This window comes from Streptomyces sp. CA-179760 (assembly GCF_050937045.1).
Lineage (GTDB): Bacteria > Actinomycetota > Actinomycetes > Streptomycetales > Streptomycetaceae > Streptomyces.
In genome coordinates this window covers 5,141,593-5,164,667 of the sequence record NZ_JBNJLZ010000001.1, presented here as the reverse complement: position 1 = coordinate 5,164,667, position 23,075 = coordinate 5,141,593, and the positions used below count along the sequence as shown (strand labels likewise).

Genomic DNA, 23,075 nt, shown 5'->3' with positions numbered 1-23,075 from the left:
GCCTTCCACGGTCACGAGGTGAGTCTCCACAGACCTGATCTCCACAGACCTACTGGTGATGGATGTGGCGGAGCGGACCAGCGGTGGAGCGTCCGCTCCGCAGCCGGCTCTGGAGATCAGCCGGCGTGGCAGAGCATGTCTTTTCCGGGCGTCCTGCCTTCGACGAGGTAGCGCGTGGTCGTGTTCAGCGCGCAGGGGTTGTCGCCGAGGACGTAGGCGCCGTGCCCGCTGTCGTCGACACTGAGCAGCCGGGATCGGTCCGCGAATTTCTGACGCAGAATCTTCCCGCCGAGGTGGGGCGTCGCCGGGTCGCGCAGGTTCTGTACGAGCAGCACGTTCCGGGGTCCGTCGTCGTTGACCGCGACCGGCGGCTCGGCAGGGGCGTACGGCCAGAAGGCGCAGGGCGTGATGTTGGCGGTGGCGGCGCCGAACAGCGGGTAACGCGTGCGGTCCTCGGCGACGCCCTTCCGGTAGGTGTCGACATTCTCGGGCCACTTGATGTCGTTGCAGGTCACGGCGGCGAACACCGCCAAGGGGTTGTCGATCGACGACGAAGCCTTGCCCGCGGTGGCGTTCTGCGACGGCATGCGGTGGGCCGCCGTGTCGTCGCCGTCTGCCAGCGCCTGCCACTGCTGAGCCAGCTTGGGGTACTGCAGCTTCTTGAACAGGAGACCGAAGGTGTACTGCCGCAGCAGGTTGCCGTCGAAGCCTGCCACCGGAGCCTTGTCGAGGCGTTCGGCGAGGGTGAGGTAGGTCTTCTGGACCTGCGCGGGAGTGCGGCCCAGCCCGTAGCTGTCGTGCCGTGCGGCCGCCCACTTCGCGAAGTCGGGGAAGGCCTGTTCCATCCCGAGGGCGTAGCGGCGCAGGCCGTCGCGGTCGAGGTGGGTGTCACCGATGTTGCTGTCGAGCACGATCCGGTCCGAGCGCTCGGGGAACATCGACGCGTAGGCGGCGCCCAGTGCCGTGCCGTAGGAGTAGCCCAGGTAGCTGGTCTTCTCCTCGCCGAGCGCGGCCCGGATGCGGTCCAGGTCGCGGGCGGTGTTCGCCGTGGTCAGGTGGCGCAGCCGCCCGTCGCGGTCCTGGCGCGCGCACTGCCCGGCCACCTGCTCGGCGGTCTTCGCCTGTTCGGTGACCGCCGCGTCGTCGGCCGCGTAGGGAGGAATGTTGGAGGTGTAGGGGCCGTCGAGCGTGAACCCGCACGTGACCGGTGCCGAGTGCCCGATGCCGCGGGTGTCCATGCCGATCAGGTCGTAGCCGGCCAGGACGCCGGCGGGAAGACCCCGGGCCACCAGCAGCGCGGGCAGTGCCAGTCCGGACCCTCCTGGGCCACCCGGATTGAGCATGAGCGTGCCGCGCCGCTTGTCTGGGTTCGTGCTGGCCAGCCGGGAGATCATGAGGTCGATCCGAGCGCCGCCGGGATCTGCGTAGTCCACCGGCACGGGCACGGTCGCGCACTGCAGCTCGGTCGGAGCCGCTTCGGCCACGACGTCGTCGGGACAGGTGCCCCACCGCACCTGCGGCGCCCGGGGCGCTTCCGCGACGGCGGGCACCGAGACCAGCGAGCCTCCGAGGCCGAGGACGACCGCCAGGGCGGAACTCCGGCCGATACTGCGATGTCGTTTCATGTCCAGTCCCCAAAAGCCGGTTGCGCGGTTGCGGTCGCCACCCATCGCACTCCGTGCCCTTGGGGCATGGTCAACACCGTCTCGCCGACGTGAAGGGAGCGGCGCGGTCCGGGGGTTGACCATGCCCCAAGGGCACGGTCTTGAATGGATCGTGTCCCGGGGACGGTCTCGCCGACCGGCAGGGCACCGACGGCGACGGGGAACGGGGCACCTCAGGAAAGGGTCTTGCGGTGGCGTGGAGCACAAGTCAGCTGGCCGAACTCGCCGGCACGACGCTGAAGACCGTCCGGCCCTATCACCGGGTCGGCTTGCTGGACGAGCCGGAACGAGCAGCCAACGGCTACAAGCGGTACGGCATCCATCACCTGGTCCGCCTGCTGCGCATCCGAAGGCTGGTCGACCTCGGCGTGCCGCTGTCGGACATCCCCTCAGCCGAAACCGCCGACGAGGGGGAAAGCAGATCCTGCGTGCCCTGGACGCAGAACTCGAGGCGAGCATCGAGCGCCTGCAGCGGATGCGACGGGAACTGGCGGCGGTCCTGGACGACAGGGCCTCGGTCGACGTGCCGGCACATTTCGAGGAGCTCGCCGACGACCTGCCCGAGGCTCAGAGATCCCTCATGGTGGCGTACTCCAGCATTCTCACCCCTTCGGCGATGTCCGCTCTTGAGGAGCAGCTCTCAGCGCCTCGCAGTGACGTCGGCACGGAGTTCGAGGCCCTCCCCGAGAACGCACCCGAGGATGTTCGCCGGCAGCTCGCGCGACGCCTTGCGCCTGAAGTCCGCAACCAGCAGAAGGACCACCCGGTCCTGCGGGACCTGGAAGCCTCCTCCCGCAGGGGAAGGGCGATCACCCAGTCGGTAGTCGTGCAGGCAATGGTCGAGTTCTACAACGAGGCCCAGCTCGACGTCCTGCAACGCGTTCACGCATTGCTTTGCGAGGACGACGCTGCCGGAACGTGACAACGCTGCGCGGCTCGGGCCCGGGATGGCGCTGCTTCACCCACGGCTTGCTGCACATGTCCCGGTAGGGCTCGGTGAGTTCGTCCGGAGCAGGCGTCGAGTGTCACGGCGGGATCGAAGTGGGCTCCGGAGGCCGGGCCGAACAGCACGATGAGCACGGCGTGGGACGTCAGGGCCCGTGAAGCCCGGGCCGAAGACGGTCGCCAGCGAGTCGGCCGGCAGTCGCACACCGACGTCTCGCGACAGCTCGGTGGCCTGGATGCCGGAACCCGACCACGACCGCGACCAGCGCCGCCGAGCCGACGGCCTCGGCCAGGGCACGGCGGGGCGAGCGAGCGAGGCACTCACGCGAGCGCCTCGGCCGCGGCCGACGGGCCTCAGGAACACGGCGAGCCGGTCCAGGGCGCCGGGCAGCACCCAGTAGTGCACCCAGGTGCCCTGTCGCTCGCAGTCGATGAGACCGGCCCGGCGCAGGAGCTTGAGGTGGTGGGAGATCTGCCACGGCCGGAGTCCCCCCCTTCGCCGTCCATCGGCCCCGCGGGGCTTCTGCACCGGCCCCGCGCCGCGGAGCACGGGGCCCCGCGCCGCAGAGCACGACAGGAGGAGCGCGTCCGCGAGGGCCGTCGCCGCCGTCACGGCCGTGTGCGGCCCATTTCCTCGGTGAAGGACACCGGGTCTGTGTCGAAGCCCCGGATCATCTCGCGCATCTCCCAGGCTCCGGACGCGTTCCTGGTGAACTCGGCGAACGTGGCCGCCGTGGCGTCGGCGATGCCGGTGAAGTCGTCCGCCAGCATTTCCCGATACCCCTCCACGACGAGCACTCCCGCGTTGGACATGTCACCGAACGTACGGGGGCCGCCGTCCTGGTGGATGACCACACCGACCACCACCCGTCCGTAGGCCGATGCCAGCCGCTCGAACTCCAGCACCATCACCTCGACGAACCCGAGGCCCATGCCCGTCCGGCTGTGCCGGCTCATGTTGATGGTGCCGTCCGGCGACCTGCTGTCGTAGTGCACCACATACGCGGGTTTCCCGTAGGGGGCGTCCGCCGTGTACGTCGCCGCGACGATGTCGAGGTGCCGGTCCGGCTCCCCGTACGGACTCGGATCCCACCGAAGCCGCACCTCGACCTTGCCCAGCCCTTGCTTCCCACCACTCATGTCCCAGCTCCCGGCCAAGTCGGCGCCTGCGAGACCCTCCCGCTTGATCAAGTATGTTCTGGACGGGGGCGCTTGATGCGTCCGCGGCCGATCCGCTCCCCGAGGCCCGGATCGGCCACGACGGGCGCGCCAACCACAACTACGACCTCACCGACTTCGACGCCGCACTCAAGGCCGGCAACCTCCCCGCGGTGAGCTTCCTGAAGGCCGGCGAGTACCAGGACGGCCACGCAGGCTACTCCGACCCGGTCGACGAGCAGCACTTCCTGGTCAAGGAGATCAACGCCCTCCAGCAGTCCCCGGACTGGAAGGACACGGCGGTCGTGGTCGCCTACGACGACTCCGACGGCTGGTACGACCACGTCACGTCCAGGGTCCTGAACGGCTCGAAGGACTCCACCCTCGGCTCCAACGGCAAGGCCGTCGACGGCCCCGCCTGCCAGTCCGGCCCGGCCGCCGCGCGCGGCTACCAGGACCGCTGCGGTCCCGGCACCCGCCAGCCGCTGCTGGTCATCTCCCCCTACAGCAAGGTGAACTCGATCGACCACACGGCCACCGTGCAGGCGTCGGTCACGAAGTTCATCGAGGACAACTGGCACACGGGCCGCGTCGGCGACGCCTCCTTCGACCAGCGCGCCGGCACCCTGACCCACATGTTCGACTTCCGGCACCCCAACGACAAGCAGGTGCTGCTGAACTCGGACGGCTCGGTCAAGTCCGTGAAGCGGATACCGCACCACACCCCGTCGGCCCTGTCCGCGTCGGCCAAGGGGCCGTACGCCCCGTACGTGGCGGACCTCAAGGCCCAGAACGTCGCCGACGCCGGCACCACCTCCCCGGCCCTGCCGGTCGCCCTGGCCGCCGGCCTCGTCGCCGCCGGCACGGTGACCACCGCGTTCGTCCTGCGCCGCCGCAGGGCCCGGACGGCATCGCGGTAGCCGGACTCGGGCCCCACCGGCCGCACAGCCGTCCTTACCCAACATTGGCACCATGCAAATATGGCAGAAATCAATCGACGCACTCGAACCGCCTTTTCGGCCGTGACCTGCGCCCTCCTCGTCACCCTGGTCGCGGGATGCGCGCCCGACGGCCCAGCCGCCACCCCCTCCGACCGGCGCTCCCCCGGCACGGCCGCCGCCCGGCCGGCGGGCGCGTCCGGCGGGGCCCAGGTCCGGGCCGAGGGAGTCGACCTGACCGTCACGCGTGCCGTTGCCCACCTCGACCACGCGGGCAACGGCACGCTCACCATGACGGTGCGCAACGACGACGGTGTTCCGGAGCATCTCGGGATGGTCGCCACGCCGGACGGCGGGCGCGGCACGCTCAGGGGCGGGAAGACGGCCGAGGGCGACGGATCGATGGACACCTCGGGCATCCTGCTCACCTCCGGGACGACCGTCACCTTCGGCGGGGACGGGCCACGCGTACTGCTCCATGGCGTGCGGGGCGTCTCCGCCCGGCACACGCTGCCCGTCGTGCTTCAGTTCGGCGTGGCGGGGCTGGTCCGCCTCCAGGCGCGGGTCGTCAGGAGCTGAGTCCGGCCCCGCGCCGAGGTCCCCTTGACACGTTTTGCATAATGCAAAAGTGAGGAAGGGGAAGAGATGAGCGCTACCCGGGCGGTCGGACGGAGCGAGCAAGTCAGCACCGCGGAGGACACACTCACGCCCGCCCGCGGAGCGGCAGGGCCGCGTCTGCGTACCGCGCCCTGGGGCCTGATGGTGCTCGCCGTGATGGTCGGAGCCGGAGCCGGCGTGGGGTCCGTCGTCTTCCGCTGGTGCATCACGGCCTTCACCCACCTCTTCTCCGGACACGCCGACTACGCGGCCTCGCCCGGCGCGGACAACCCGCACGCGCCGTGGCTCGGGCCGTACTTCGTGCTGCTCGCCCCCGTCCTCGGCGGCCTGCTGTACGGGCCGCTGGTCCACCGTTTCGCCAAGGATGCGCGTGGTCACGGTGTGCCCGAGGTGATGCTGGCGGTCGCTCAGCGGGGCGGCCGGATCAGCCCGAAGGTCGCGGTGGTCAAGACGCTGGCCTCCGCCCTCACCATCGGCTCGGGCGGGTCGGTGGGCCGAGAAGGGCCGATCGTGCAGATCGGTTCCGCCCTCGGCTCCACCTTGGGGCGGATCACCAAGGTGACCGAGCACCGGATGAAGCTGCTGGTCGCCTGCGGCGCGGCGGGCGGCATCGCCGCGACCTTCAACGCTCCCCTGGCCGGGGTCTTCTTCGCCATGGAGCTGATCCTGGGCACCTTCTCCACGGAGGCGTTCGGCGCGACCGTCCTGGCCAGTGTCACCGCGAGCGTGATCGGCCGGGCGGCCTTCGGTGACGTCGCCTTCCTGACCTTGCCGGCCTTCCATGTCGCCCATCTCGCGCAGTACGGCCTCTTCGCCCTGCTCGGCGTCCTCGCCGCGGTGGTCGGTGTCGGCTTCGCCCGGGTGCTGTATCTGATCGAGGACGCCTGCGACTGGGCCTGGCGCGGCCCTGAATGGCTGCGTCCAGCGGCCGGTGGACTGGCTCTCGGGCTGGTGCTGCTCGCCCTGCCTCAGATGTACGGGGTCGGCTATCCCGTACTGGAGAAGGCCACGGTGGGCGGGTACGCGGTCGGGTTCCTGCTGCTGCTGCTCGTGGGCAAGATGCTGGCGACCAGCCTGACCATCGGGATCGGCGGTTCGGGCGGCGTGTTCGCGCCCAGCCTGTTCATCGGGGCCATGCTCGGGTCCGCCTACGGGGCGGGCGTCCACCATCTGCTGCCCGGGACGGCCGGCTCGGTGGGAGCGTACGCACTGGTCGGCATGGGGGCCGTGTTCGCCGGCGCCGCGCGGGCGCCGATCACCGCCGTGGTGATCCTGTTCGAGCTGACGGGCCAGTACTCGATCATCCTGCCGCTGATGCTGGCCATCGTGCTGGCCACCGCCACGAGCCGGCTGCTGGCCCGCGACACCGTCTACACACTCAAACTGCGCCGTCGCGGCATCGCCCTCGAAGGCCCCGCACCGGGGGCCCGGATCGGCTCCCAGCGGGTGGGCTCGGTCATGGATCCGCTGCCCTCACCGTTGCCCGCGTCCACCGAACTCACTGACGCCGCCGACCTGTTGAGCCTGTCCGGGTACGGAGCGCTGCCCGTGGTCGACGCCGATGGCCGCTACGTCGGCGTCGTCACTGCCCGGGCGATCGCCGAGGCCCTGACGGAGCAGCCGGACGCGGCGCCGACGGCGGTGGGCCGGCTCGCCACGCTGCCGGCCCCCGTCACCGCGGACCAGCCCCTGGCACAGGCCGTGCACACCCTGCTCTCGGCGGCGGGCACCGGAGTTCCGGTCCTCGACGCCGCGCAGGGCAGACCGATCGGCTGGCTCAGCCACCAGTGCGCTCTCCGGGCGGTGCACGCCCCGGGGTGAGCGGCTCCAGCCGCACACCGCTCCGCTCCGGCCGCCGAGGGCATTGCTCGGATCGGGTCATTTTGCATCATGCAAACGAGCGTGTCTCCCGGGGGCCGTGGGACGCGCGGAGTAGTCGTCGATATGTCCGCGCCCGACCCGCCCACCGCGGAGGACCCCGATGGATAGACGCTTCGAACGGCTCACCACCCGCAAGACCCTGCTCGGCACGGCGGCTGTCGCCGTCCTCGTCACCGTCAACGCCCCCGCCGTGGCGGACTTCACCCGGCACGTGCATCACCGCTGGGAAATCAACCGGCCCGAGTACAAGGCCAGGTACGGTCACTGGTCCCTCGCCGCCCTGCCGGAGAAGTACCAGCTCAACTCCATCCATGCGATCCTTCTGCACACCGGCAAAGTGCTGCTGATCGCCGGCTCCGGCAACAACGTCAAGCAGTTCGACGGGGGCGTCTTCAAGAGCACCCTGTGGGACCCGGCCACCGACATCTTCAAGAAGATCGACACCCCGGCCGACCTCTTCTGCGGCGGTCACGCCCAACTCCCGGACGGCAAGGTCCTCGTCGCCGGCGGCACCGCCCGCTACGAGGTCCTCGAAGGAGACGTGAAACGGGCCGGCGGCGCGATGCTCGTCAAGAACGAGGACCCCGACCGCGCCCGCTCCTTCCCCAAGGGCACACTCTTCCGGTCCCCGTCCGGCGTCGAATACCGCTCGCAGTTCGCCGTGCGCGTGCCCGCAGCGAGGAAGACGCCCACCGGGCGGGGCGGCAGCGTGAAGGTCACCGCGAGCGAGGCCCGCGTCTTCGTCGAGGCCGTCGAGGAGGGAGCGCTCGGCATCACCAACACCACCGAGCAGTACGCGATCGGCGGTCTCAGGGGCAAGGACACGGGCAACCTCTACGGCATCGCCAACAAACTCGGCCTCGACAAGAAGGACTTCCAAGGTCTCAAGGACGCCTACGAGTTCGACCCCGTGGCCGAGAAGTACACCAAGGTCGCCTCGATGAACGAGGCCCGCTGGTACCCGACCCTGACAGCTCTGCCCGACGGCCGTGTGCTGGCCGTCTCCGGCCTCGACGACATCGGCCAGGTCGTCCCCGGCAAGAACGAGATCTACGACCCGCGGACGAAGACCTGGTCGAAGGCCCCGACCCGCTACTTCCCCACCTACCCTTCCTTCTTCCTGACCGGCGAGGGGAAGATCTTCTACTCCGGCTCCAACGCCGGATACGGTCCCGCCGACAAGGGCCGCACACCGGGACTGTGGGACCTGGGGACCAACACCTTCACCCCGGTCGACGGCCTCAAGGACCCGAAGATCCTGGAGACTTCCTCCTCTGTCCTCCTGCCTCCGGCGCAGGAGAGGAAGGTGATGGTGCTCGGGGGCGGAGGCGTCGGCGAGTCGCGCGCGGCAACCTCCCGCACGGCGATCGTTGACCTCGACGCCGAGCGTCCCTCCTTCACGACCGGCCCGAGCCTTCCGGGGAACACCCGGTATCTCAACAGCGTGATCCTGCCGGACGACACCGTCTTCACCACCGGCGGCAGCCAGGGCTACCGCGGCAAGGGCGCCAGCGACATCCTCGAGTCCCGCATCTACGACCCGGCCAGGAACGCCTTCACCCGCGCGGCGGCTCCCACCGTCGGGCGCAACTACCACTCCGAGGCCCTACTGCTCCCCGACGGCCGTGTCGCGGTCTTCGGGTCCGACCCACTCTTCTCCGACAAGGCCGACTCCCGCCCCGGCCACTTCGAACAGCGCGTCGAGGTCTTCTCTCCGCCCTACCTCCACCAAGGCCACCGCCCGAAGTTGGCCCACGGCGGTAAGACGAAGGTGGAGCACAGCGACGAGATCGTCCTGCGCACCGCCGACCCGGCCCACGTCAGCCGGGTGCGACTGCTGCGCCCGGGTTCCGCCACTCACGCCACGGACTTCGACCAGCGCTCCGTGGCCCTGGACATCACCCGGCGCGGAGACGGGAAGGTGGCCGCCCGTGTGCCGGAAGACGCCGCTCTCGTCCCGCCCGGCTGGTACATGGCCGTGGTCGTCGATGAAGAGGGCGTTCCTTCCCCCGCCGTGTGGGTCCACGTGAATGTGTGACACGCCCGGCGGAACCGGAGTTCGGCCCCGCGGCCGGCCTCAGGGCGTCGCAGGAGCCGCTCGATCGGGAAGGGAGAGCCGGTGGGACCGCACGACGGCGACCACAGACGCGGACAGGAGCCCGGCCAGCCAGCCGCCGAGTCCGCTCAGGGCGTCGAGGGCGGACCCTCCTCCCTCCGCACCACGCGGCAGCACCGATCCCCTCACGTCGTACACGACGGCGATCGCGTCACCAGGCCGGGTGGTCTGCTCGCAGCCGCGCCAGATACGGACCTTCATGGGAACGCCGTTCCGGTCGATCACCGAGCAGAGGTAGCGGCCACGGCCGGAGACCTCCGCTGAGGCGCCATCGACCGAGGTCACCACCACGGACTCCACACGCCCCCGCTCCGCCAGCACGAAACCCGCCGCGGACTGGGGCGCCTGGAGAGCGAGGCAGACCGCGAGCACCGCGACGACACCGACCAGGGCACGTCCTGCCCGCACCCCGCACAGGTACAGGACGAGCAGGGCGGCGCACACCAGGCCGCCCTCGCCGGCGGCCAGTCCGGGGATCCCGTACCAGGCACCGGCGACCGCGGTCCCGACGATCGCACCCGCCGCCAGACCTCCCGCGAGGAAGCCCTTCGCGGTCAGCCGGAGCGGCGGCGGCCCGACGAACTCGGCCGGCCCCCACACCATGCTGCGCAGAAGCACCGTCAGATGCGGTTCCGCCGCGAAGGCGGAGTGTCGTACACGCCGCATGTGTGTCGCCCCTTTCCGCCTCGCTTCCGCCTCCGCCATCGTGATGGGCGCGGGAACGCCGCGCATCGCCCGGCCCCGGACAGGCACGCAGGGTCCGCGTTGCCGGGATCCGGCAGCGGGGCTGGCTCCCTTCACGATTCCCTTGCATTATGCAAAACGGACCGCGGGTGGAGAAGGCCGGGCCGAGCGCGCGTCAGGCGTCGGGAACGTCCATCGCCCACCCCAGCGGGTGGGATTCCGTGTCGTCCTGGGCCGGGGCGGGAGGCTCGCCCCCCGCTTCGTTGAAGGCTGCCAGCGCCTCGATGAGGGCCAGTCGCTGCGTCGGGGTGAGCCGCTCCACGATCTCGGCGATCGCGGCCCGACGACGGCCGGTGACGTCCGCGACCGTGCGGCGGCCTTCCTCCGTGAGCTGGAGCAGCGTCTCTCGGCGGTTGCCGGGGTTGGACTGGCGGTCGGCGAGCCCGGCGGCGATCAGCCGGTCGACCATCCGCATGGCGGTGGACGGGGCGACCCGGAGCAGGTCGGCGAGCGTCACGAGCTTGGTGGCGCCGCGGGTGGACAGCACCACGAGCATTCTGAACTGCGGCAGCGTCACCCGTTCCTCGACAGCGGCGAGGGATCGCGCGGAGACTCCCACCAGCAGGCGGGACGCGGTCAGCACCGACCGGGTCACCAGGTCCACGTCGTCCATCGTCCCCGCGGGGGTCTCACGCTCCGGCATGCGTCCTTTCTACCGTGCGGAAGTGGCTGCTCACTCACGCGGTGGGAGCAGATTTTCCTTCCCCATGACCGTCCCCATGACCGTGGTAGCGCAGCAGGAGCATCGCGGCGTCGTCGTGCGGCGGGCCGACGGAGTGCTGGGCGAGATCCTCCCGCAGGGCCTCCAGGGCCCGGTGCGCGTCCGGGTCCTTCAGCACGTGCGCCCGCTCACCGACGGGATAGAAGCGGCCGTCCTCGTCGCGGGCCTCGGTGACGCCGTCGGTGTACAGCAGCAGCTGCTCACCCGGGGCGAAGCCCACCCGATAGGGCTTCGGGCCCTCGCTTCCGTGCGCCCCGAGGCCCAACGGCAGCGCGAAGGAATCAGGTTGCGGGAAGTGGACCGTGCCGTCCCCGCGCACGATCATCGGGGCCGGATGCCCGTAGTTGAGGAAGACCGCCTCGTGAGCCGTGCCGATCTCGGCGAGGATCGCGGTGACGAACTTCTCCCCCTCCAGTTCCCGGGCGACGCTGCGCTCCAAGCGCTCGCCGAGCCCCGGCAGATCGGCCTCGTCGTACGCCGCCTCCCGGAAGGCACCCAGCACCACGGCCGCCGTCTCCACCGCGGCCAGACCCTTGCCCTGGACGTCTCCGACGATGACCCGCACCCCGTGCGGGGAGGACACCACCTCGTACAGGTCCCCGCCGATCCGCGCCTCGGCGACCGCCGACGTGTACGACACAGCCGCCTGCAGCGGACCCGCGGTCAACGGCACGGGCCGCAGCAGCACCCGCTGGGCGACCTCCGCGATCGAACGCACGCTGGCCAGCTCCGCCTCCCGGCGCGAGCGCATCACCGCGGCCGCGACGCCCACACCGGTGACACCGGCCACGGAGGCCAGCGCGGTGAAGCCCCGGCGCCCGTCGAACAGCCCGTCGTACAGCCCGAGCGCGACGCACAACACGAGGGCCGCGAGCCCGAACCAGGCCGTGCGGCGCCACCCTCCGACCAGCCCGGCGAAGGCCGGCCCGAGAGAGACCAGCGGCAGGAACCCGACACCGGGCCCTGCCACGATGTCCGTCACCGCGACCACCGCCATCACCAGGACCGGCATGCGGGACAGCAGCGTCCAGCTCGACGGCGGCTTCCGGTCGGTCATGCGGCACTCCTGCGATGTCGCGGCTGTCGAGAGCCGCCGCTCTTCCCCGCAGGCGCCCCTCCCCCACCTTTAGACTATGCAAAGGTGGCTTCCGCGACACGACTCCTGCTCCGGGTCCTTTACCCAATCGAGTCCGAGAGACGACATTCCCGACACGCGGAAGGCCCGACCATGGCCGACAGAGGCGCCGCGCCCCGCCCGCGGCTTCCCAGCGGGTGGCGACGCCTGGCCCTGCGACTGCCGATCCTGCTCTACCGCGCGGGGCTCGGCCCTCTCTTCGGGAAGCGGCTCCTTCTGCTGCACCACACCGGCCGGGTCTCCGACCGCGATCGCATGACGGTCCTCGAGGTCGTGTCCTACGACCCGGCGGAGCCGAGTTGGACGGTCGCCTCCGGCTTCGGCCCGCGGGCCGACTGGTACCTGAACCTGCGCGCCCAGCCCAAGACCCTGATCTGGTTCGGAAACCGCCCGCACGCGGTCACCGCGCACTTCCTGCCCTCCGAGGACGGCGCCGAGATCATGGCCGGCTACGCGCGCCGGCGCCCTCGCACCGCCCGCCGACTGTGCGCGTTCATGGGACTCCCCGTTGACGGCGGCGAGGCGTCGTTCCGCGAGGCAGGACAGGCCGTTCCCTTCGTGCGACTCGAAGCCTCCAGCGGGTACGGCCGGGCCGGGCACGGGCACCCGTGACTCGGGAAAATCACGCAAGAACACTGGCGATCATATTTTGCACTGTGCAATGATCGGGGCTGGGGGCTGGCCGAAGGCCGTTCGGCACAGGACAACCCTCCGGCCGTCGGCCGGCCCCTGACAGGATGCGGCGGCCGCCGGCCACGCGACCCTTCCCAGGAGGAAAAGGGTGTGATCACCCCAGATCCAGACAGACAAGGAACACCGGATGACCCGGACGCCACACCGTCCGGCGCCGGTGACGTCTGGCTGAAGTTCCTGGCGGACAACGAGCGCGCCATCCGCGAGTCCGCCCCCAAGGAGCCCTCCGCACAGGAACGGGCAACCGCTCGACCATCTCGTCGTCCCGATGCCGACCGGCAGAACCGGCGCCGTCCGCGTCCCGGTCACACACCGGACGACAGGACGCAGGCCGTGGGTGACCTGTGGCAGCCCGACGGTCCGCGACCGCCCTGGCGAGAACTCGACGGCCCCGCCAGGCTCCGCCGCGCCGGCCGCGTGATCGCGGCGGTCGTGGCCATCGGCCTGGCCCTTGGAGCCTGGTCCGCACTGTCCACCACGGCGGGCACACCTCACGACGGGCCGGGCGGCAGTACGGTCCAGGAAGTGGAGGAGGCGCCGGACGCCATCCCCACGACCAGCCCCGGGTCCACGGCCGTCGAACCGACACCGACCGTCCCCATCGGGTGAAGGTGCCTCGTCCCTTCCGGAACCCGGCAGCCAACGGCGTGTCAGGATGCACGCCAAGAACATGTCAATGACGCGTCAAGGACGTGTAAGGTTCCCAGCGGTGTGCCGGGAAGTCTGGTCGGCGGTCTGAGGACAACTCTCTTCGCCGATCGGGGGTTCTGGTCATGGTGCTCATCGTGGTCTTCGGGGTGGCGCTGCTCATAGCGGTGCTGTTGTCGGGGCTCGCCGCCCGGACCGTGCTGTCCACGTCCTTCCTCTTCCTCGTCGGTGGGGCCCTCGTCAGTGACGGGTTCCTCGGGCTCATCCACATCACGCCGGACAGCGGAATCGTGTCCGTCACGGCCGACCTGGCGCTGTTCGCGGTGCTGTTCACCGACGGCATGCACGTCTCCTTCCCCAAGCTGCGTGAGAACTGGCGCAACCCGGCCCGCGCGCTCGGTCTCGGCATGCCGCTGGCGTTCGTCGGAATGGCGCTGATCACACACTTCCTGGTGGGCCTGGACTGGACGACGTCCTTCCTGGTCGGTGCCGTGCTCGCGCCCACCGACCCGGTGTTCGCGTCGGCCATCGTCGGCCGCAAGGAAGTCCCTTCGAAGCTGCGGCAGTTGCTCAACGTGGAGAGCGGCATCAACGACGGCCTCGCCCTGCCGGTGGTCCTCGTCCTCATCGCAGCAGCGGGGCCGACCTCCGGGCACGCGGAGTCGTCGCTCGGGAAGATCGCGCTGGAGCTGGTGCTCGGCCTCGTCTTCGGTGTGGTCCTGCCCTACGTGGTGATCGAGCTCGTACGGTTCAGGCTGCTGGGCGCCGAGCCCAAGCTGCAGCCGCTGCTACCCCTGGCCATCGGCGTGATCCTGTACGCCCTGTGCCACCTCACGCACGCCAACCCCTACCTCGCCGCGTTCTCCGCGGGCGCGGTCCTCACCGCGCGGTCGCTGGAGGCGAAGGAGTCGTTCGAACCGCTCGGCGAGATGCTGGCGGAGCTGGCCAAGTTCGCCGCGCTGCTGGTGTTCGGGGCGCTGCTGACGCCGCAGCTGTTCGGCGACCTGTCCTTCGGCGGCTACGTCGCCGTCGTGCTCGCGATCGTGCTGATCAGGCCGGCCTCGCTGCTGCTGTCCCTGCTCGGCACCCGGTTCACCCGGCAGGAGAAGCTGGTCGCCGCCTGGTTCGGGCCGAAGGGCTTCGCCTCTGTCGTGTATGGCCTGCTGGTGCTCCAGGCCGGGATCCCGCAGAGCCAGGAGGCGTTCACCCTCATCGCCGTGTGCATCGCCTTCTCGATCGTCGCCCACAGCTCCACCGATGTGCCGATCGCCCGTCTCTTCAAGGTCGAGGACATCGCCGGCATTCCTGGCGACGAACCGGCTCCTGCCACCGCCCGTGACACCCGCTGAATCGTCGGCCCGGTCGGCTGACTTCGAGGAACCCGCAGGTAGCCGCACACGGCAAGCTGAGCCGGATCCACGCACCTCTATTCCGCCGCCCGGGCGCCGATCGAGTCCAGGGCGGCGGTCACCGTCTTGCCCAGCGCCGCGGCATCCGCACCGGCACGGGAGCGCAGGTTGACGCCATAGGCGAGCAGCGCCAGCAGATCCGCGGAAGCTCCGGGATCGGCGCCGGGGGCGAGCTGCCCCTCGCGGTCGGCGGTGACGAGCGCGGCGTACATCGCCTCGCGCAGCTCGCGGTGGTGCTGGTCCAGGACAGCGCGTACTTCAGGATCGTTGTTCTCGGCCCCGGCGTGCGCGTTGGAGACCATGCATCCCCAGCGGGCGTACTCGCCCGAGCAACGTGCCTCGATCAGGCCGTCGAAGAACTCGGAGATTGCGGGCAGGCCCCGCTCGTCCTCGGCCAGGCGCCGGAACATCGGCTGGGACCGCTGCTCCATGTAACGGCGCAGCGCAGCGAGGTAGAGCTCCTGCTTGCCGCCGAACGTGGCGTACAGGCTGGAACGGTTGAGCCCGGTCGCGGTCACCACGTCCTGGATCCCGGTCGAGGCCACGCCCTGCCGCCAGAACAGCCGCACCACGGTCTCCAAGGTGGCATCCGGATCGAAGTGCTTGATGTCCGGCATGCTTCACCCCGCCATCTTGAAATAGGGATTCCAAGATACTTCCGGTTCAGCACGCCGCAAAGGCGCTGGAAGATGCAGAGCGGGGCAGGTCACCCACCAGCGCGAAGGCGTCCGGCTTCGTCCACGATCCGCCCGCTGGGCATCCGGCGCCACGACCATGCCCCATGCGTCGCATACCAGCTCTCCGGGCCGCCGCATACGGGTCGCGGTCACTCCGCCTCCGCCGCTTCGTCGCCCGCCGCGTAACCCATCTCGGCGCCTTCATCCGGGTTCTCGCCCTGACCGATCACCGCCCCTTCGCCAGCCTCTGACGCATCGACACCTCCGCACGGCTGGCGCGGGACCACACATCCCCTTATCTTGGAACGAACGTTTCAAGATCTCCTCGCCGGTGCCGCACGGACGCTTCGTCGCGGCCGGTCCCGCTCCAGTCGCCAACCAGGAGGACAAGCACCATGACCACCCTCAACGCCGAACTGCGCACCTTCTACGAAGCGCGTCAGCAGCAGATCCCCGCCGAGATCCGGGAGATCATGCAGCGGGCCGGGCAGGACCTCGCCGATTCCGGCCAGGCCGACCGCGCCCTGGCAACGGGCGACAAGGCCCCGCGCTTCAGCCTCCCCTCCGCGACCGGCCAGACGCTGTCCCTGGACGCCCTGCTCGCCGAGGGCCCGGTGGTTCTGACCTTCTACCGCGGTGCCTGGTGTCCGTACTGCAACATCGCCCTGCGCTCCCTCCAGCAGCACCACGACGTCATCACAGCACGCGGCGCCCGCCTGGTGGCCGTCTCCCCGCAGATCCCCGACGAGTCCCTCCCTCTCACCGAGAAGCACGGCCTCGCCTTCGACGTCCTCAGCGACATCGGCTCCGACACCGCCAAGCAGTACGGCCTCGCCTTCGACCTCCCCGACGACCTCGCCGCCGTCTACGACAAGCTCGGCTTCGACCTTCAGCGCGTCAACGCCGGCCACCCGCGCACCCTGCCGCTGCCCGCCACCTACGTCATCGACCGCGACGGCGTGATCCGCTGGGCCTTCGTCGACACCGACTACACCACCCGTGCCGAACCGGCCGACATCCTCGCCGCGCTCGACGCGCTGGCCTGAAGCAGGAAGCCCGACCCGTGCCAGTGCTGTCAGTGGCTGTCAGGCACGGGCGAGTTCGGCAGCACCGAAGGAGACGTCGAACCGGTCACACCAGATGCTGACGCTGCTGAACCGGGCCGGATCGACGTCTTCGGGCACGACGTAGTCGCGGCTGCTCTTGTCGCCCTTCGGCTTGCCGAGGTTGACGTACTCGCCGTCGTCGAAGCCCCCCAGCCGGCCCGGCCGTCCCTCACCGGCGCGCCCGTCAGCCACACCCGCAGAGCCGGCCCGTTGCCGGTGTCGAGATCCTCCAACCGCACGACATGGGAGCCGTTGGCCAGCCGCACGAGCCTGACCGTGCCCGACGGCGCATGCTCATGACTGATGAGCTCACCGCTCGCCGGCGTCACGGGTCCGGTCGGGGGCGACGCGGAGGGCTCGCCGGAAGGCGCCTGAGCGGGTTGCTTGCAGGTGAAAGGATCGTCGCCCTCCTCGACCTCACCACCAGACAACGCCCGGTTCAGGCACCGGTGGATCGCACCGAGCGGAGTGGAGCGCGCAGGGCAGGCACCTGGGCGCAGTCTTCAGGTTCGGCCAGACCTTCGCGCAGGGCCAGGAGCGAAAGGAGCTGCAGAGCCTGCGGGGCCCGCCCGAATGGATCATCACGGACCGGCCGTACGGGAGGTCGCGGGTCGGCATCGTCCTCTGGACTCACCATGCATGGATTCAGATATAATCGATGGCACTGTTGATATCCATGGAGGTGCAGTCGATGAGCCGAACCGTGATCGACCTCGACGATCAGCTGGTCGCGGACGTGGCCAAGGCCCTCGGTACCAGCACCAAGAAGGAGACGGTCAACACCGCGCTGCGCGAGGTGCTGGAGAACCGGCGGCGGGCCTTGGCACTCACCCGTCTGCGGGCGTCGGCGGAAGAGGGCGCCTTCGACCTCGACCTCTTCGAGGACAAGGGGAACTACCGCCGGTGAACGCCGCGCAGTACCTGATCGACACGAGCGCGCTCGCCCGCATGCTGCGCGGCGACGCCGAGCAGTACGGATGGGACCAGGCGGCGGCCGCCGGGCTCATCGCCACCTGCCCCGTCACCGAGCTGGAGTTCTTCTACAGCGCCCGTTCCGCCGCAGACCGCGCACAAGGTATCGAAGACATGCGCCTGCTCTTCGGCTGGGTACCAGTCGACGACCGTGCCTACGACCGTGCCTGGCGGGTCCAGGAGGTCCTCACCCAGCGCGGACAGCACCGCAGCGCCGGGGCCGTCGACCTCGTGGTGGCAGCCACGGCCGAGTTGCAGGGACTGACGCTGCTCCACCGCGACCGGGACTTCGAGTGCATCGCCGCAGTCACCGGCCAGGCGCTCCAGTGGTACGGCCCCGAACCCGGCAAATGAACCAAGGGTGAGGTCGGCCGTTCCGAGCAAGCCGCGGCCATCGGCTTTGCGGCGTGAAGGTCCGCGAATGTCGTGCCGGAGGACGCTCCTGGCACAGGTCCGGCAGGAATACCAGCGCGGTCAAGGCGGCCACCAGGGCCGGTGCCGTGACCAGGAAGCTTCCCCGGAGAGGGCACCGAGTGCGAGAGGAAGGGCTGTCACAACGGCCATCGCAGTCGCCGCCGTGCGGGCCCGTCTTCGGGCGACCCCGGTGGCCGGCGCACCCGGGAGCGGGTGGACACGCCGCATCTCAGTCCCCGCCACCGCCCGGCCCCGGCCGTGCGGCGTGCCGGGCCGTGGGATTCATGACCAGATGTCGTGGGTCGCTCGCCCGGTTGATCGCCGACTCGACGGCTGCGATCCGGTCGGCCAGGAGCCCGAGGGCGGAGACGGCTCGGGCGAGTTGATCGCCCTCGGGTCCTCCGAGGGACTGGGCTCGGACGTGGGCCGCCTTCAGCTCGGTCCAGCGCGCCGCCTGCTCGGCGGTGAGGGTGCCGCGCAGCTCGGCCAGCTTGAGGAGGTTGGCCTCGGCTCCGGTGGTGAGGGTCTGGGCCTCGGCCCGGTAGTGGTCCTCGATCAGCGCGGCCAGTTCGACGTCGTTCATGACGGGCTGGACGCGCTGGGCGATCTTGTTCATGGTGCGGTAGGAGCCCTGGAGCCGGAAGGGCGGTTCCGTGCGGGTCGTGTCCGACTGGGCCGCCGAGGCGATGTACGCCGCGTTCACGGTCAGAACCGTCTCCCGGGCGGTGAGCAGGTGACGGAGCACGGCCAGGATCCGCTCCAGCTCCGCGGGGCGTAGGGATGCGTCAGGCGGTCCGCGCGAGCCGCCGGGTCGTCCTGGGCGAGGCGGATCAGCTGGTCGAGGTCGGCGCGGTCGCGGCCGGCGAGCGGGGCGAGGTCCTGGTTGGCGGTGAGGGCGTTCTCGATGAAGCTGAGCGCGAAGGCGTCGTCCTTGCCGGTCAGGACGTCGCCGAGGTTCCACGCGTCGGCGCGGTTGGCGAGCATGTCGGGCACCTGGAAGCGGCTGCCGGACTCGGTGTAGGGGTTGCCGGCCATGCAGACGGCGAAGCGTTTGCCGCGCAGGTCGTAGGTGCGCGGTTCGCCGTCCCGCACGCCCTCGACGCGGCGGGTGGCGTCGCAGAGGGGGATGAACTTCTGGAGCAGTTCGGGGGAGGTGTGCTGGATGTCGTCGAGATAGAGGAGGGTGTTGTTGCCCGCCGCCAAGGCGAAGTTGATCTTCTCGACCTCCTGGCGGGCGGTGGCGTTCGGGGCCTCGGCCGGGTCGAGCGAGGTGACGGCGTGGCCGAGTGCCGGGCCGTCGACCCTCACCAGGAACATCCCGAGCCGGTCCGCGACGTACTCCATGAGGGTCGTCTTGCCGTAGCCCGGCGGGGAGATGAGCAGGAGCAGACCGCCGGTGTCGGTGCGCTTGGACTCGCCCGTCGTGCCGAGCTGCTTGGCGAGGCTGTCGCCGATGAGCGGCAGGTACACCTCGTCGATGAGCCTGCTGCGTACGAACGCGGACAGCACGCGGGGCCGGTGGTCGTCCAGGTGGAGGCGGGTACGTTCGGCGTCCACCAGGGCGGTGCGGCGGTGCAGGTAGTCGCGGTGGCCGGACGCGTCGCGGGTCCGGAACCACCGGGTGCGGGCGAGGAGTTCGTCGATGCGGACCGTGAGAGCGCGGCCGGTGACGCGGGGGTGGGTGCCGAGCAGGCCGGTGACGGTCTCCGTGAGCGGCGCGTCGGACTCGTAGCGGGTCAGGGCGGGGCAGAGTTCGGCGGCCACCGCCTCGGCCAGGTCGCCGGGGGTGAGGTCGGTGCCCGTGGCGGTGGTGTACGCCGTCAGCCATGCCTCGACCAGTTGCTCGCGGGCGGCCGGGTCGGTGAGGGCGGTGAGATCGTCGTCGTAGGCCGATGTGCCCACGGTGCGGCGGAACTTGTCGAGCAGGGTGCGGGTGCCGGCGCTGATGACGAAGCCGGGCGGGCCGCTGGTCAGTTCCTCGAAGAGGTAGGCGGCCGCCGCTTCTCCGCCCGCGACGTCCGCCAGCTCCCGTCGCAGGTCGGCGATGGCGGGTGCCAGGCCGAAGGTGTCCCGGGCCCGGGCGAGGGACACCGCGCGCCGGGTCCAGCTCTGCCGCTCATCGGTCGTCGTGCCGTGCGCCCAGAACCGCTGGGCGGCTGCTCGTGCGGCCGGTTCGTGGCGCAGCGGACCGGCGCCTTCGTGCAGGCGCAGGAGCGCGGTGAGGATCGCGGTCGCGTCGTGGTCGTGCACGCCGCGCTCGTAGCCCTCGTCGTACGCCCTCCCGGCGGCCTGCCGCACGAGGGCGGACAGGTCGGCCTCCGCCAGGGCCTCGGGGCCGTGCTCGTCCAGCAGGCGGGCGGCGAGGTGCTCGGCGCGGTAGACCTCGGGCGACTCCGAGGGCAGGGGGCGGTCCCAGTACGGGCGGGTGGCGGTGAAGTCGGGGTCGGAGACCGGGGAGCGGTAGTCGGTGCCGGTCAGGGCGAAGGCGAGAGTGTCGCCGTGCGGGACGAGGGTCAGGTCGAGGGGCTGGGTGTTGACGGCGAAGCGGTGGGTGCCGAGCCGGATCGTGCGGCCGTCGTCGGTGTACAGGTCGGTGCGGTCGCGCAGGGCGCGGAACGCTTCCTGGCGGGCGGCCTTGAGGCCGCCGTCCAGTTCCTCGGCCCGCACCTGGTCGCCGAGGTCGCGCAGTTCACCGGCGATGCGGCGGACCTTGGCGGGCAGCGGGTCGGAGGTGAAGAACGTGGCGACGGCGTCCGCGTCCGGCCGGTCGGCGGCCCGGCGGGCGACGGTCCGCAGGATGCGGGAAGCCGAGTCGGCCAGGCGTTCGGCCCGCCGGGCACGGGCGTCGGCCAGGGTCTGCTTGCGGGCGGAAAGCGCCTCGTGGATCTCGTCGCGCTTGTCGGCGAGGGTGGCGAGGAAGTCGTCGAACTCGGCGAACCGGGACTCCAGGTTCTCCACCTGCACGAGCAGGCGGGCGAGCTGCTCATCGCACGCCTCGGGGCTGTCCGCGGCGGCGAGCGCGCCGGTGACGGACTGGCCGAGCAGGGCTAACTCCGCGGCGAACTCGGCTCGTCCCTCCCGGTCGAGGAGTTCACGGCGCCGGCCGTCGAGGGCGGCGCGGGCGCGGTTGACGCCGCCCAGGACCTCGGCGATGCGCTCCAGGATCGCGGTGCGGACCGTGGCGTCGGCGATGTCGAGGCCGGTGACGACCTCCGTCACCGTGCGCAGTCCGTCGGCGAGTTCGTCCATGCGGGCGGCGACGGGCGCCGCCTCGGCCACGGTGGGGATCGCCTCGGCATCGGCGACGAGCCGCTCGACGTCCGCGTGGTGGTGGGAGAAGGCGTCCTCGCGGGCGAGGTGGGCCACGGCGCGCCGGCCGAAGGCGGCGAGGTCGGACTCGGCGTCGGCGGCGAGTTCGTCGAGGCGGGCGGTGTCCGCGTACCGCATGTCCTTGAGGGTGAGCAGATGCCCCTGCGCGTGGCGCAGTTCGGTCAGACCGGTGACCCAGTCGGCCGCGCTGCGCGCGGACTCGCCCCGCAGCCGTCGTACGACCTCGGCGACCCGCGCGGCGGCTTCGGTGAGCGCGTCCTCGGCCTGCCGGGTGAGGGCCTGGACGGTCTCGAACTCGGCCAGGACCTGCTGTGCCGTGTCGCGCAGTTGCGCCAGCGGGGTGCGGAGGTCGCCGAGTTCGGGGTCGCCCAGCCAGTGGTGGGTGTCCGCGGCCCGGGCGCAGGCGGCCAGCAGCGCCTCGTACACCTCGCTCGTGGGGGTCGTACCGGCGACGGCTCCGGTGATGAAGAGGCAGTCGGAGATGCCGCGCACGAGGTCGGCGTTGCCGATGCGTGCCAGGGGGCCGGTACCGACCGGCTGGGCGGCGGCGTAGGTGTCCGAGACGTACGGGGAGGACCAGAGCTGCACGGGGTGGACGCGCCGCGGTTCGCCGGTGTCGGCCCGGAGGATCACGAGCGCGCCGTCGTCGAAGAGCGCCCAGCCGTGGCAGGGCAGGGGGCCCGCCATCTCTTTGCGGATCGTGTTGTACGGCAGCAGGAGGCTGCGCCCCTCCGCGCGCGCGTGGAAGGCGTAGAGCACGTCCTCGCCGTTCGGGGAGCGGATCTCCCGCTCGAACTCCAGCTCCGTCGTGTCGAGTTCGTACGTCTTGTGGGTGCCGGTGGCCAGGCAGTAGCCGCCGGGGAAGACGATCCCCTGGTCCTCGGGCAGGCGGCGGCACGCCCGGCCGATGCCTTCGAGGCGGACGACGGCCTTGGTGAGGGTGTTGAACACCAGGTGGCGGTCGGTGTCCTCCTTGTAGGGACGGACGCGCAGCAGGATCAGCGCGCCGACGCGCGCGTGGGCGATGTCCGCGTCCGCCAGGGACTGCAGCGGCTCGTCGACGGGCTCGGTGTGGACGCCCGCTGCCGTCTCGGTGTCGTCGTCGGTCTTGACGGTGAGGACCCCGCCGGCCGTGGAGACGAAGACCTCGCCGCCGATGGAGATGTGCGGGTGACGGCCGAGGACGTGGTCCTCGCGCGTGCTGTCGGTCCATTCGACGTCGTGGGACGGCGGCAGGACGTGGTCGCGCTCGCCCCGCGCGTCGAGGAACGCGGCCTGTCCGTCGTCGGACAGAGCCCAGCGCAGCACCCGTGTGTCGTCCGCCTTCTCGCCGGTCTGGAAGACGGCGAGCAGCCTGCCTTCGGTACGCCGGAGCCGGAGCAGGCGGGCCTGACGGTAGTAGCGGTGCAGGGCGCCGAACTCGCGGACGAAGGCGGGGTCGTCGAGCAGGCCGGGCACGGCGTCGTCGGGCAGCCGGTTCAGGTCGCGGTCGTACAGGGCCAGGACGTCGCCGACGCTCGTGTCGGCCGCGCGGCCCGGGACGGCGTTGCTGCCGGAGAGCAGCACATCGCCCACGGCCACGATGTCCCGGGGCACCGCGGCGTGCTCGGTGCGCAGTCGTCCGGTGCCCCCGAGTTCGAGCCGCGTCGAGCCGAACTCCTCGCCACGGCGGGCGTTGAGCGCCTCGGCGCGGCGGGCGAGTTCGGCGGCCTGCGCGGTGAGGCGGTCGCGCAGCACCTCGTACGTGCCCGTGTCCACCGGGTCGTACGTGCCGGTGTCCGGGCTGTCCACAGGGTCGTGCGTGTGGGTGTCCGGGCCGGTCGTCATGGCGTGCCTCTCGGGAGGTCGAGGAACTCGGTCCGGAGCCGCCGTCCCCTGTGCGGCGGCTCCGGAGCGAAGGGGCGGG

At 71.0% G+C, this 23,075-nt stretch carries 16 protein-coding genes and 5 pseudogenes; 12 read left to right on the top strand and 9 right to left on the bottom strand.

Annotation, left to right across the window (positions count from 1 at the left end):
- Positions 1 to 116 precede the first annotated feature (116 nt).
- Positions 117 to 1,625 (bottom strand): alpha/beta hydrolase, encoded by a 1,509-nt coding sequence (locus ACQEV8_RS23345; RefSeq protein WP_432963275.1) that lies wholly within the window; start codon positions 1,623 to 1,625, stop codon positions 117 to 119.
- A 230-nt stretch (positions 1,626 to 1,855) separates the two neighbouring features.
- Between ACQEV8_RS23345 and ACQEV8_RS23340 the strand changes: the two are divergent.
- Positions 1,856 to 1,990, top strand: a pseudogene (locus ACQEV8_RS23340) (MerR family DNA-binding transcriptional regulator); the annotation flags it as partial.
- Positions 1,991 to 2,139: 149 nt separating this feature from the next.
- On the top strand, positions 2,140 to 2,586 hold the full coding sequence (locus tag ACQEV8_RS23335; protein ID WP_432973439.1) for a hypothetical protein: 447 nt from the start codon (positions 2,140 to 2,142) through the stop codon (positions 2,584 to 2,586).
- 378 nt (positions 2,587 to 2,964) lie between these two features.
- Here ACQEV8_RS23335 and ACQEV8_RS23330 read toward each other — a convergent pair.
- Positions 2,965 to 3,081, bottom strand: a pseudogene (locus ACQEV8_RS23330) (ArsR/SmtB family transcription factor); the annotation flags it as partial.
- Between the two features lie 137 nt (positions 3,082 to 3,218).
- The gene (locus tag ACQEV8_RS23325) at positions 3,219 to 3,749 is read right to left on the bottom strand and encodes a TerD family protein (RefSeq protein ID WP_432963272.1); all 531 of its coding nucleotides are present in this window, start codon (positions 3,747 to 3,749) and stop codon (positions 3,219 to 3,221) included.
- A gap of 92 nt (positions 3,750 to 3,841) precedes the next feature.
- Between ACQEV8_RS23325 and ACQEV8_RS23320 the strand changes: the two are divergent.
- From ACQEV8_RS23320 to ACQEV8_RS23305, 4 genes and pseudogenes are all read left to right on the top strand, one after another.
- Positions 3,842 to 4,687 (top strand): annotated as a pseudogene (locus ACQEV8_RS23320) (alkaline phosphatase family protein); the annotation flags it as partial.
- A gap of 60 nt (positions 4,688 to 4,747) precedes the next feature.
- Positions 4,748 to 5,284: a hypothetical protein gene (locus ACQEV8_RS23315; protein ID WP_432963269.1), complete on the top strand. Its 537-nt coding sequence runs from the start codon at positions 4,748 to 4,750 to the stop codon at positions 5,282 to 5,284.
- Positions 5,285 to 5,464: 180 nt separating this feature from the next.
- Positions 5,465 to 7,144: a chloride channel protein gene (locus ACQEV8_RS23310; protein ID WP_432972926.1), complete on the top strand. Its 1,680-nt coding sequence runs from the start codon at positions 5,465 to 5,467 to the stop codon at positions 7,142 to 7,144.
- Between the two features lie 160 nt (positions 7,145 to 7,304).
- Positions 7,305 to 9,242 (top strand): galactose oxidase-like domain-containing protein, encoded by a 1,938-nt coding sequence (locus ACQEV8_RS23305; protein WP_432963266.1) that lies wholly within the window; start codon positions 7,305 to 7,307, stop codon positions 9,240 to 9,242.
- A gap of 39 nt (positions 9,243 to 9,281) precedes the next feature.
- On the opposite strand, the gene ACQEV8_RS23300 is transcribed toward ACQEV8_RS23305, so the two are convergent.
- The 3 genes from ACQEV8_RS23300 to ACQEV8_RS23290 all read right to left on the bottom strand — a co-directional run bounded on the left by ACQEV8_RS23300 (position 9,282) and on the right by ACQEV8_RS23290 (position 11,842).
- Entirely contained in the window at positions 9,282 to 9,986 is a 705-nt protein-coding gene (locus tag ACQEV8_RS23300) for a hypothetical protein (protein ID WP_432963263.1), read from the bottom strand.
- Positions 9,987 to 10,179: 193 nt separating this feature from the next.
- Positions 10,180 to 10,707: a MarR family winged helix-turn-helix transcriptional regulator gene (locus ACQEV8_RS23295; protein ID WP_432963260.1), complete on the bottom strand. Its 528-nt coding sequence runs from the start codon at positions 10,705 to 10,707 to the stop codon at positions 10,180 to 10,182.
- A 34-nt stretch (positions 10,708 to 10,741) separates the two neighbouring features.
- On the bottom strand, positions 10,742 to 11,842 hold the full coding sequence (locus tag ACQEV8_RS23290; RefSeq protein WP_432963257.1) for a PP2C family protein-serine/threonine phosphatase: 1,101 nt from the start codon (positions 11,840 to 11,842) through the stop codon (positions 10,742 to 10,744).
- Between the two features lie 171 nt (positions 11,843 to 12,013).
- On the opposite strand from ACQEV8_RS23290, the gene ACQEV8_RS23285 reads away from it, so the two are divergent.
- The 3 genes from ACQEV8_RS23285 (at position 12,014) to ACQEV8_RS23275 (ending at position 14,610) form a co-directional block, all read left to right on the top strand.
- A complete protein-coding gene (locus tag ACQEV8_RS23285; protein WP_432963254.1) occupies positions 12,014 to 12,532 on the top strand; it encodes a nitroreductase family deazaflavin-dependent oxidoreductase in 519 nt (172 codons plus the stop codon).
- A gap of 171 nt (positions 12,533 to 12,703) precedes the next feature.
- Positions 12,704 to 13,222 (top strand): hypothetical protein, encoded by a 519-nt coding sequence (locus ACQEV8_RS23280; protein WP_432963251.1) that lies wholly within the window; start codon positions 12,704 to 12,706, stop codon positions 13,220 to 13,222.
- Positions 13,223 to 13,386: 164 nt separating this feature from the next.
- Positions 13,387 to 14,610 carry a cation:proton antiporter gene (locus ACQEV8_RS23275; RefSeq protein WP_432963248.1) on the top strand — a complete coding sequence of 408 codons (1,224 nt, stop codon included), beginning with the start codon at positions 13,387 to 13,389 and terminating at the stop codon, positions 14,608 to 14,610.
- A 77-nt stretch (positions 14,611 to 14,687) separates the two neighbouring features.
- Here ACQEV8_RS23275 and ACQEV8_RS23270 read toward each other — a convergent pair whose 3' ends face one another.
- On the bottom strand, positions 14,688 to 15,287 hold the full coding sequence (locus tag ACQEV8_RS23270) for a TetR/AcrR family transcriptional regulator (protein WP_432963245.1): 600 nt from the start codon (positions 15,285 to 15,287) through the stop codon (positions 14,688 to 14,690).
- Between the two features lie 455 nt (positions 15,288 to 15,742).
- Here ACQEV8_RS23270 and ACQEV8_RS23265 point away from each other — a divergent pair, with 455 nt between their 5' ends.
- On the top strand, positions 15,743 to 16,393 hold the full coding sequence (locus ACQEV8_RS23265) for a peroxiredoxin-like family protein (protein WP_432963242.1): 651 nt from the start codon (positions 15,743 to 15,745) through the stop codon (positions 16,391 to 16,393).
- Between the two features lie 39 nt (positions 16,394 to 16,432).
- Here ACQEV8_RS23265 and ACQEV8_RS23260 read toward each other — a convergent pair.
- Positions 16,433 to 16,896 (bottom strand): annotated as a pseudogene (locus tag ACQEV8_RS23260) (DM13 domain-containing protein).
- Between the two features lie 248 nt (positions 16,897 to 17,144).
- Here ACQEV8_RS23260 and ACQEV8_RS23255 point away from each other — a divergent pair.
- The gene (locus ACQEV8_RS23255) at positions 17,145 to 17,360 is read left to right on the top strand and encodes a type II toxin-antitoxin system VapB family antitoxin (protein ID WP_020113663.1); all 216 of its coding nucleotides are present in this window, start codon (positions 17,145 to 17,147) and stop codon (positions 17,358 to 17,360) included.
- The gene (locus ACQEV8_RS23250) at positions 17,357 to 17,779 is read left to right on the top strand and encodes a PIN domain nuclease (protein ID WP_432963239.1); all 423 of its coding nucleotides are present in this window, start codon (positions 17,357 to 17,359) and stop codon (positions 17,777 to 17,779) included. The genes ACQEV8_RS23255 and ACQEV8_RS23250 overlap by 4 nt, the downstream gene beginning before the upstream one ends.
- 289 nt (positions 17,780 to 18,068) lie before the next feature.
- On the opposite strand, the pseudogene ACQEV8_RS23245 reads toward ACQEV8_RS23250, so the two are convergent.
- A pseudogene (locus tag ACQEV8_RS23245) lies at positions 18,069 to 22,996 on the bottom strand (DNA repair ATPase).
- Positions 22,997 to 23,075: the final 79 nt, after the last annotated feature.

Coding starts and splice junctions, on each gene's coding strand:
- ACQEV8_RS23345 (WP_432963275.1), bottom strand. CDS start 1,625: ATGAAACGACATCGCAGTATCGGCCGGAGTTCCGCCCTGGCGGTCGTC.
- ACQEV8_RS23335 (WP_432973439.1), top strand. CDS start 2,140: ATGCGACGGGAACTGGCGGCGGTCCTGGACGACAGGGCCTCGGTCGAC.
- ACQEV8_RS23325 (WP_432963272.1), bottom strand. CDS start 3,749: ATGAGTGGTGGGAAGCAAGGGCTGGGCAAGGTCGAGGTGCGGCTTCGG.
- ACQEV8_RS23315 (WP_432963269.1), top strand. CDS start 4,748: ATGGCAGAAATCAATCGACGCACTCGAACCGCCTTTTCGGCCGTGACC.
- ACQEV8_RS23310 (WP_432972926.1), top strand. CDS start 5,465: ATGGTGCTCGCCGTGATGGTCGGAGCCGGAGCCGGCGTGGGGTCCGTC.
- ACQEV8_RS23305 (WP_432963266.1), top strand. CDS start 7,305: ATGGATAGACGCTTCGAACGGCTCACCACCCGCAAGACCCTGCTCGGC.
- ACQEV8_RS23300 (WP_432963263.1), bottom strand. CDS start 9,986: ATGCGGCGTGTACGACACTCCGCCTTCGCGGCGGAACCGCATCTGACG.
- ACQEV8_RS23295 (WP_432963260.1), bottom strand. CDS start 10,707: ATGCCGGAGCGTGAGACCCCCGCGGGGACGATGGACGACGTGGACCTG.
- ACQEV8_RS23290 (WP_432963257.1), bottom strand. CDS start 11,842: ATGACCGACCGGAAGCCGCCGTCGAGCTGGACGCTGCTGTCCCGCATG.
- ACQEV8_RS23285 (WP_432963254.1), top strand. CDS start 12,014: ATGGCCGACAGAGGCGCCGCGCCCCGCCCGCGGCTTCCCAGCGGGTGG.
- ACQEV8_RS23275 (WP_432963248.1), top strand. CDS start 13,387: ATGGTGCTCATCGTGGTCTTCGGGGTGGCGCTGCTCATAGCGGTGCTG.
- ACQEV8_RS23270 (WP_432963245.1), bottom strand. CDS start 15,287: ATGCCGGACATCAAGCACTTCGATCCGGATGCCACCTTGGAGACCGTG.
- ACQEV8_RS23265 (WP_432963242.1), top strand. CDS start 15,743: ATGACCACCCTCAACGCCGAACTGCGCACCTTCTACGAAGCGCGTCAG.
- ACQEV8_RS23255 (WP_020113663.1), top strand. CDS start 17,145: ATGAGCCGAACCGTGATCGACCTCGACGATCAGCTGGTCGCGGACGTG.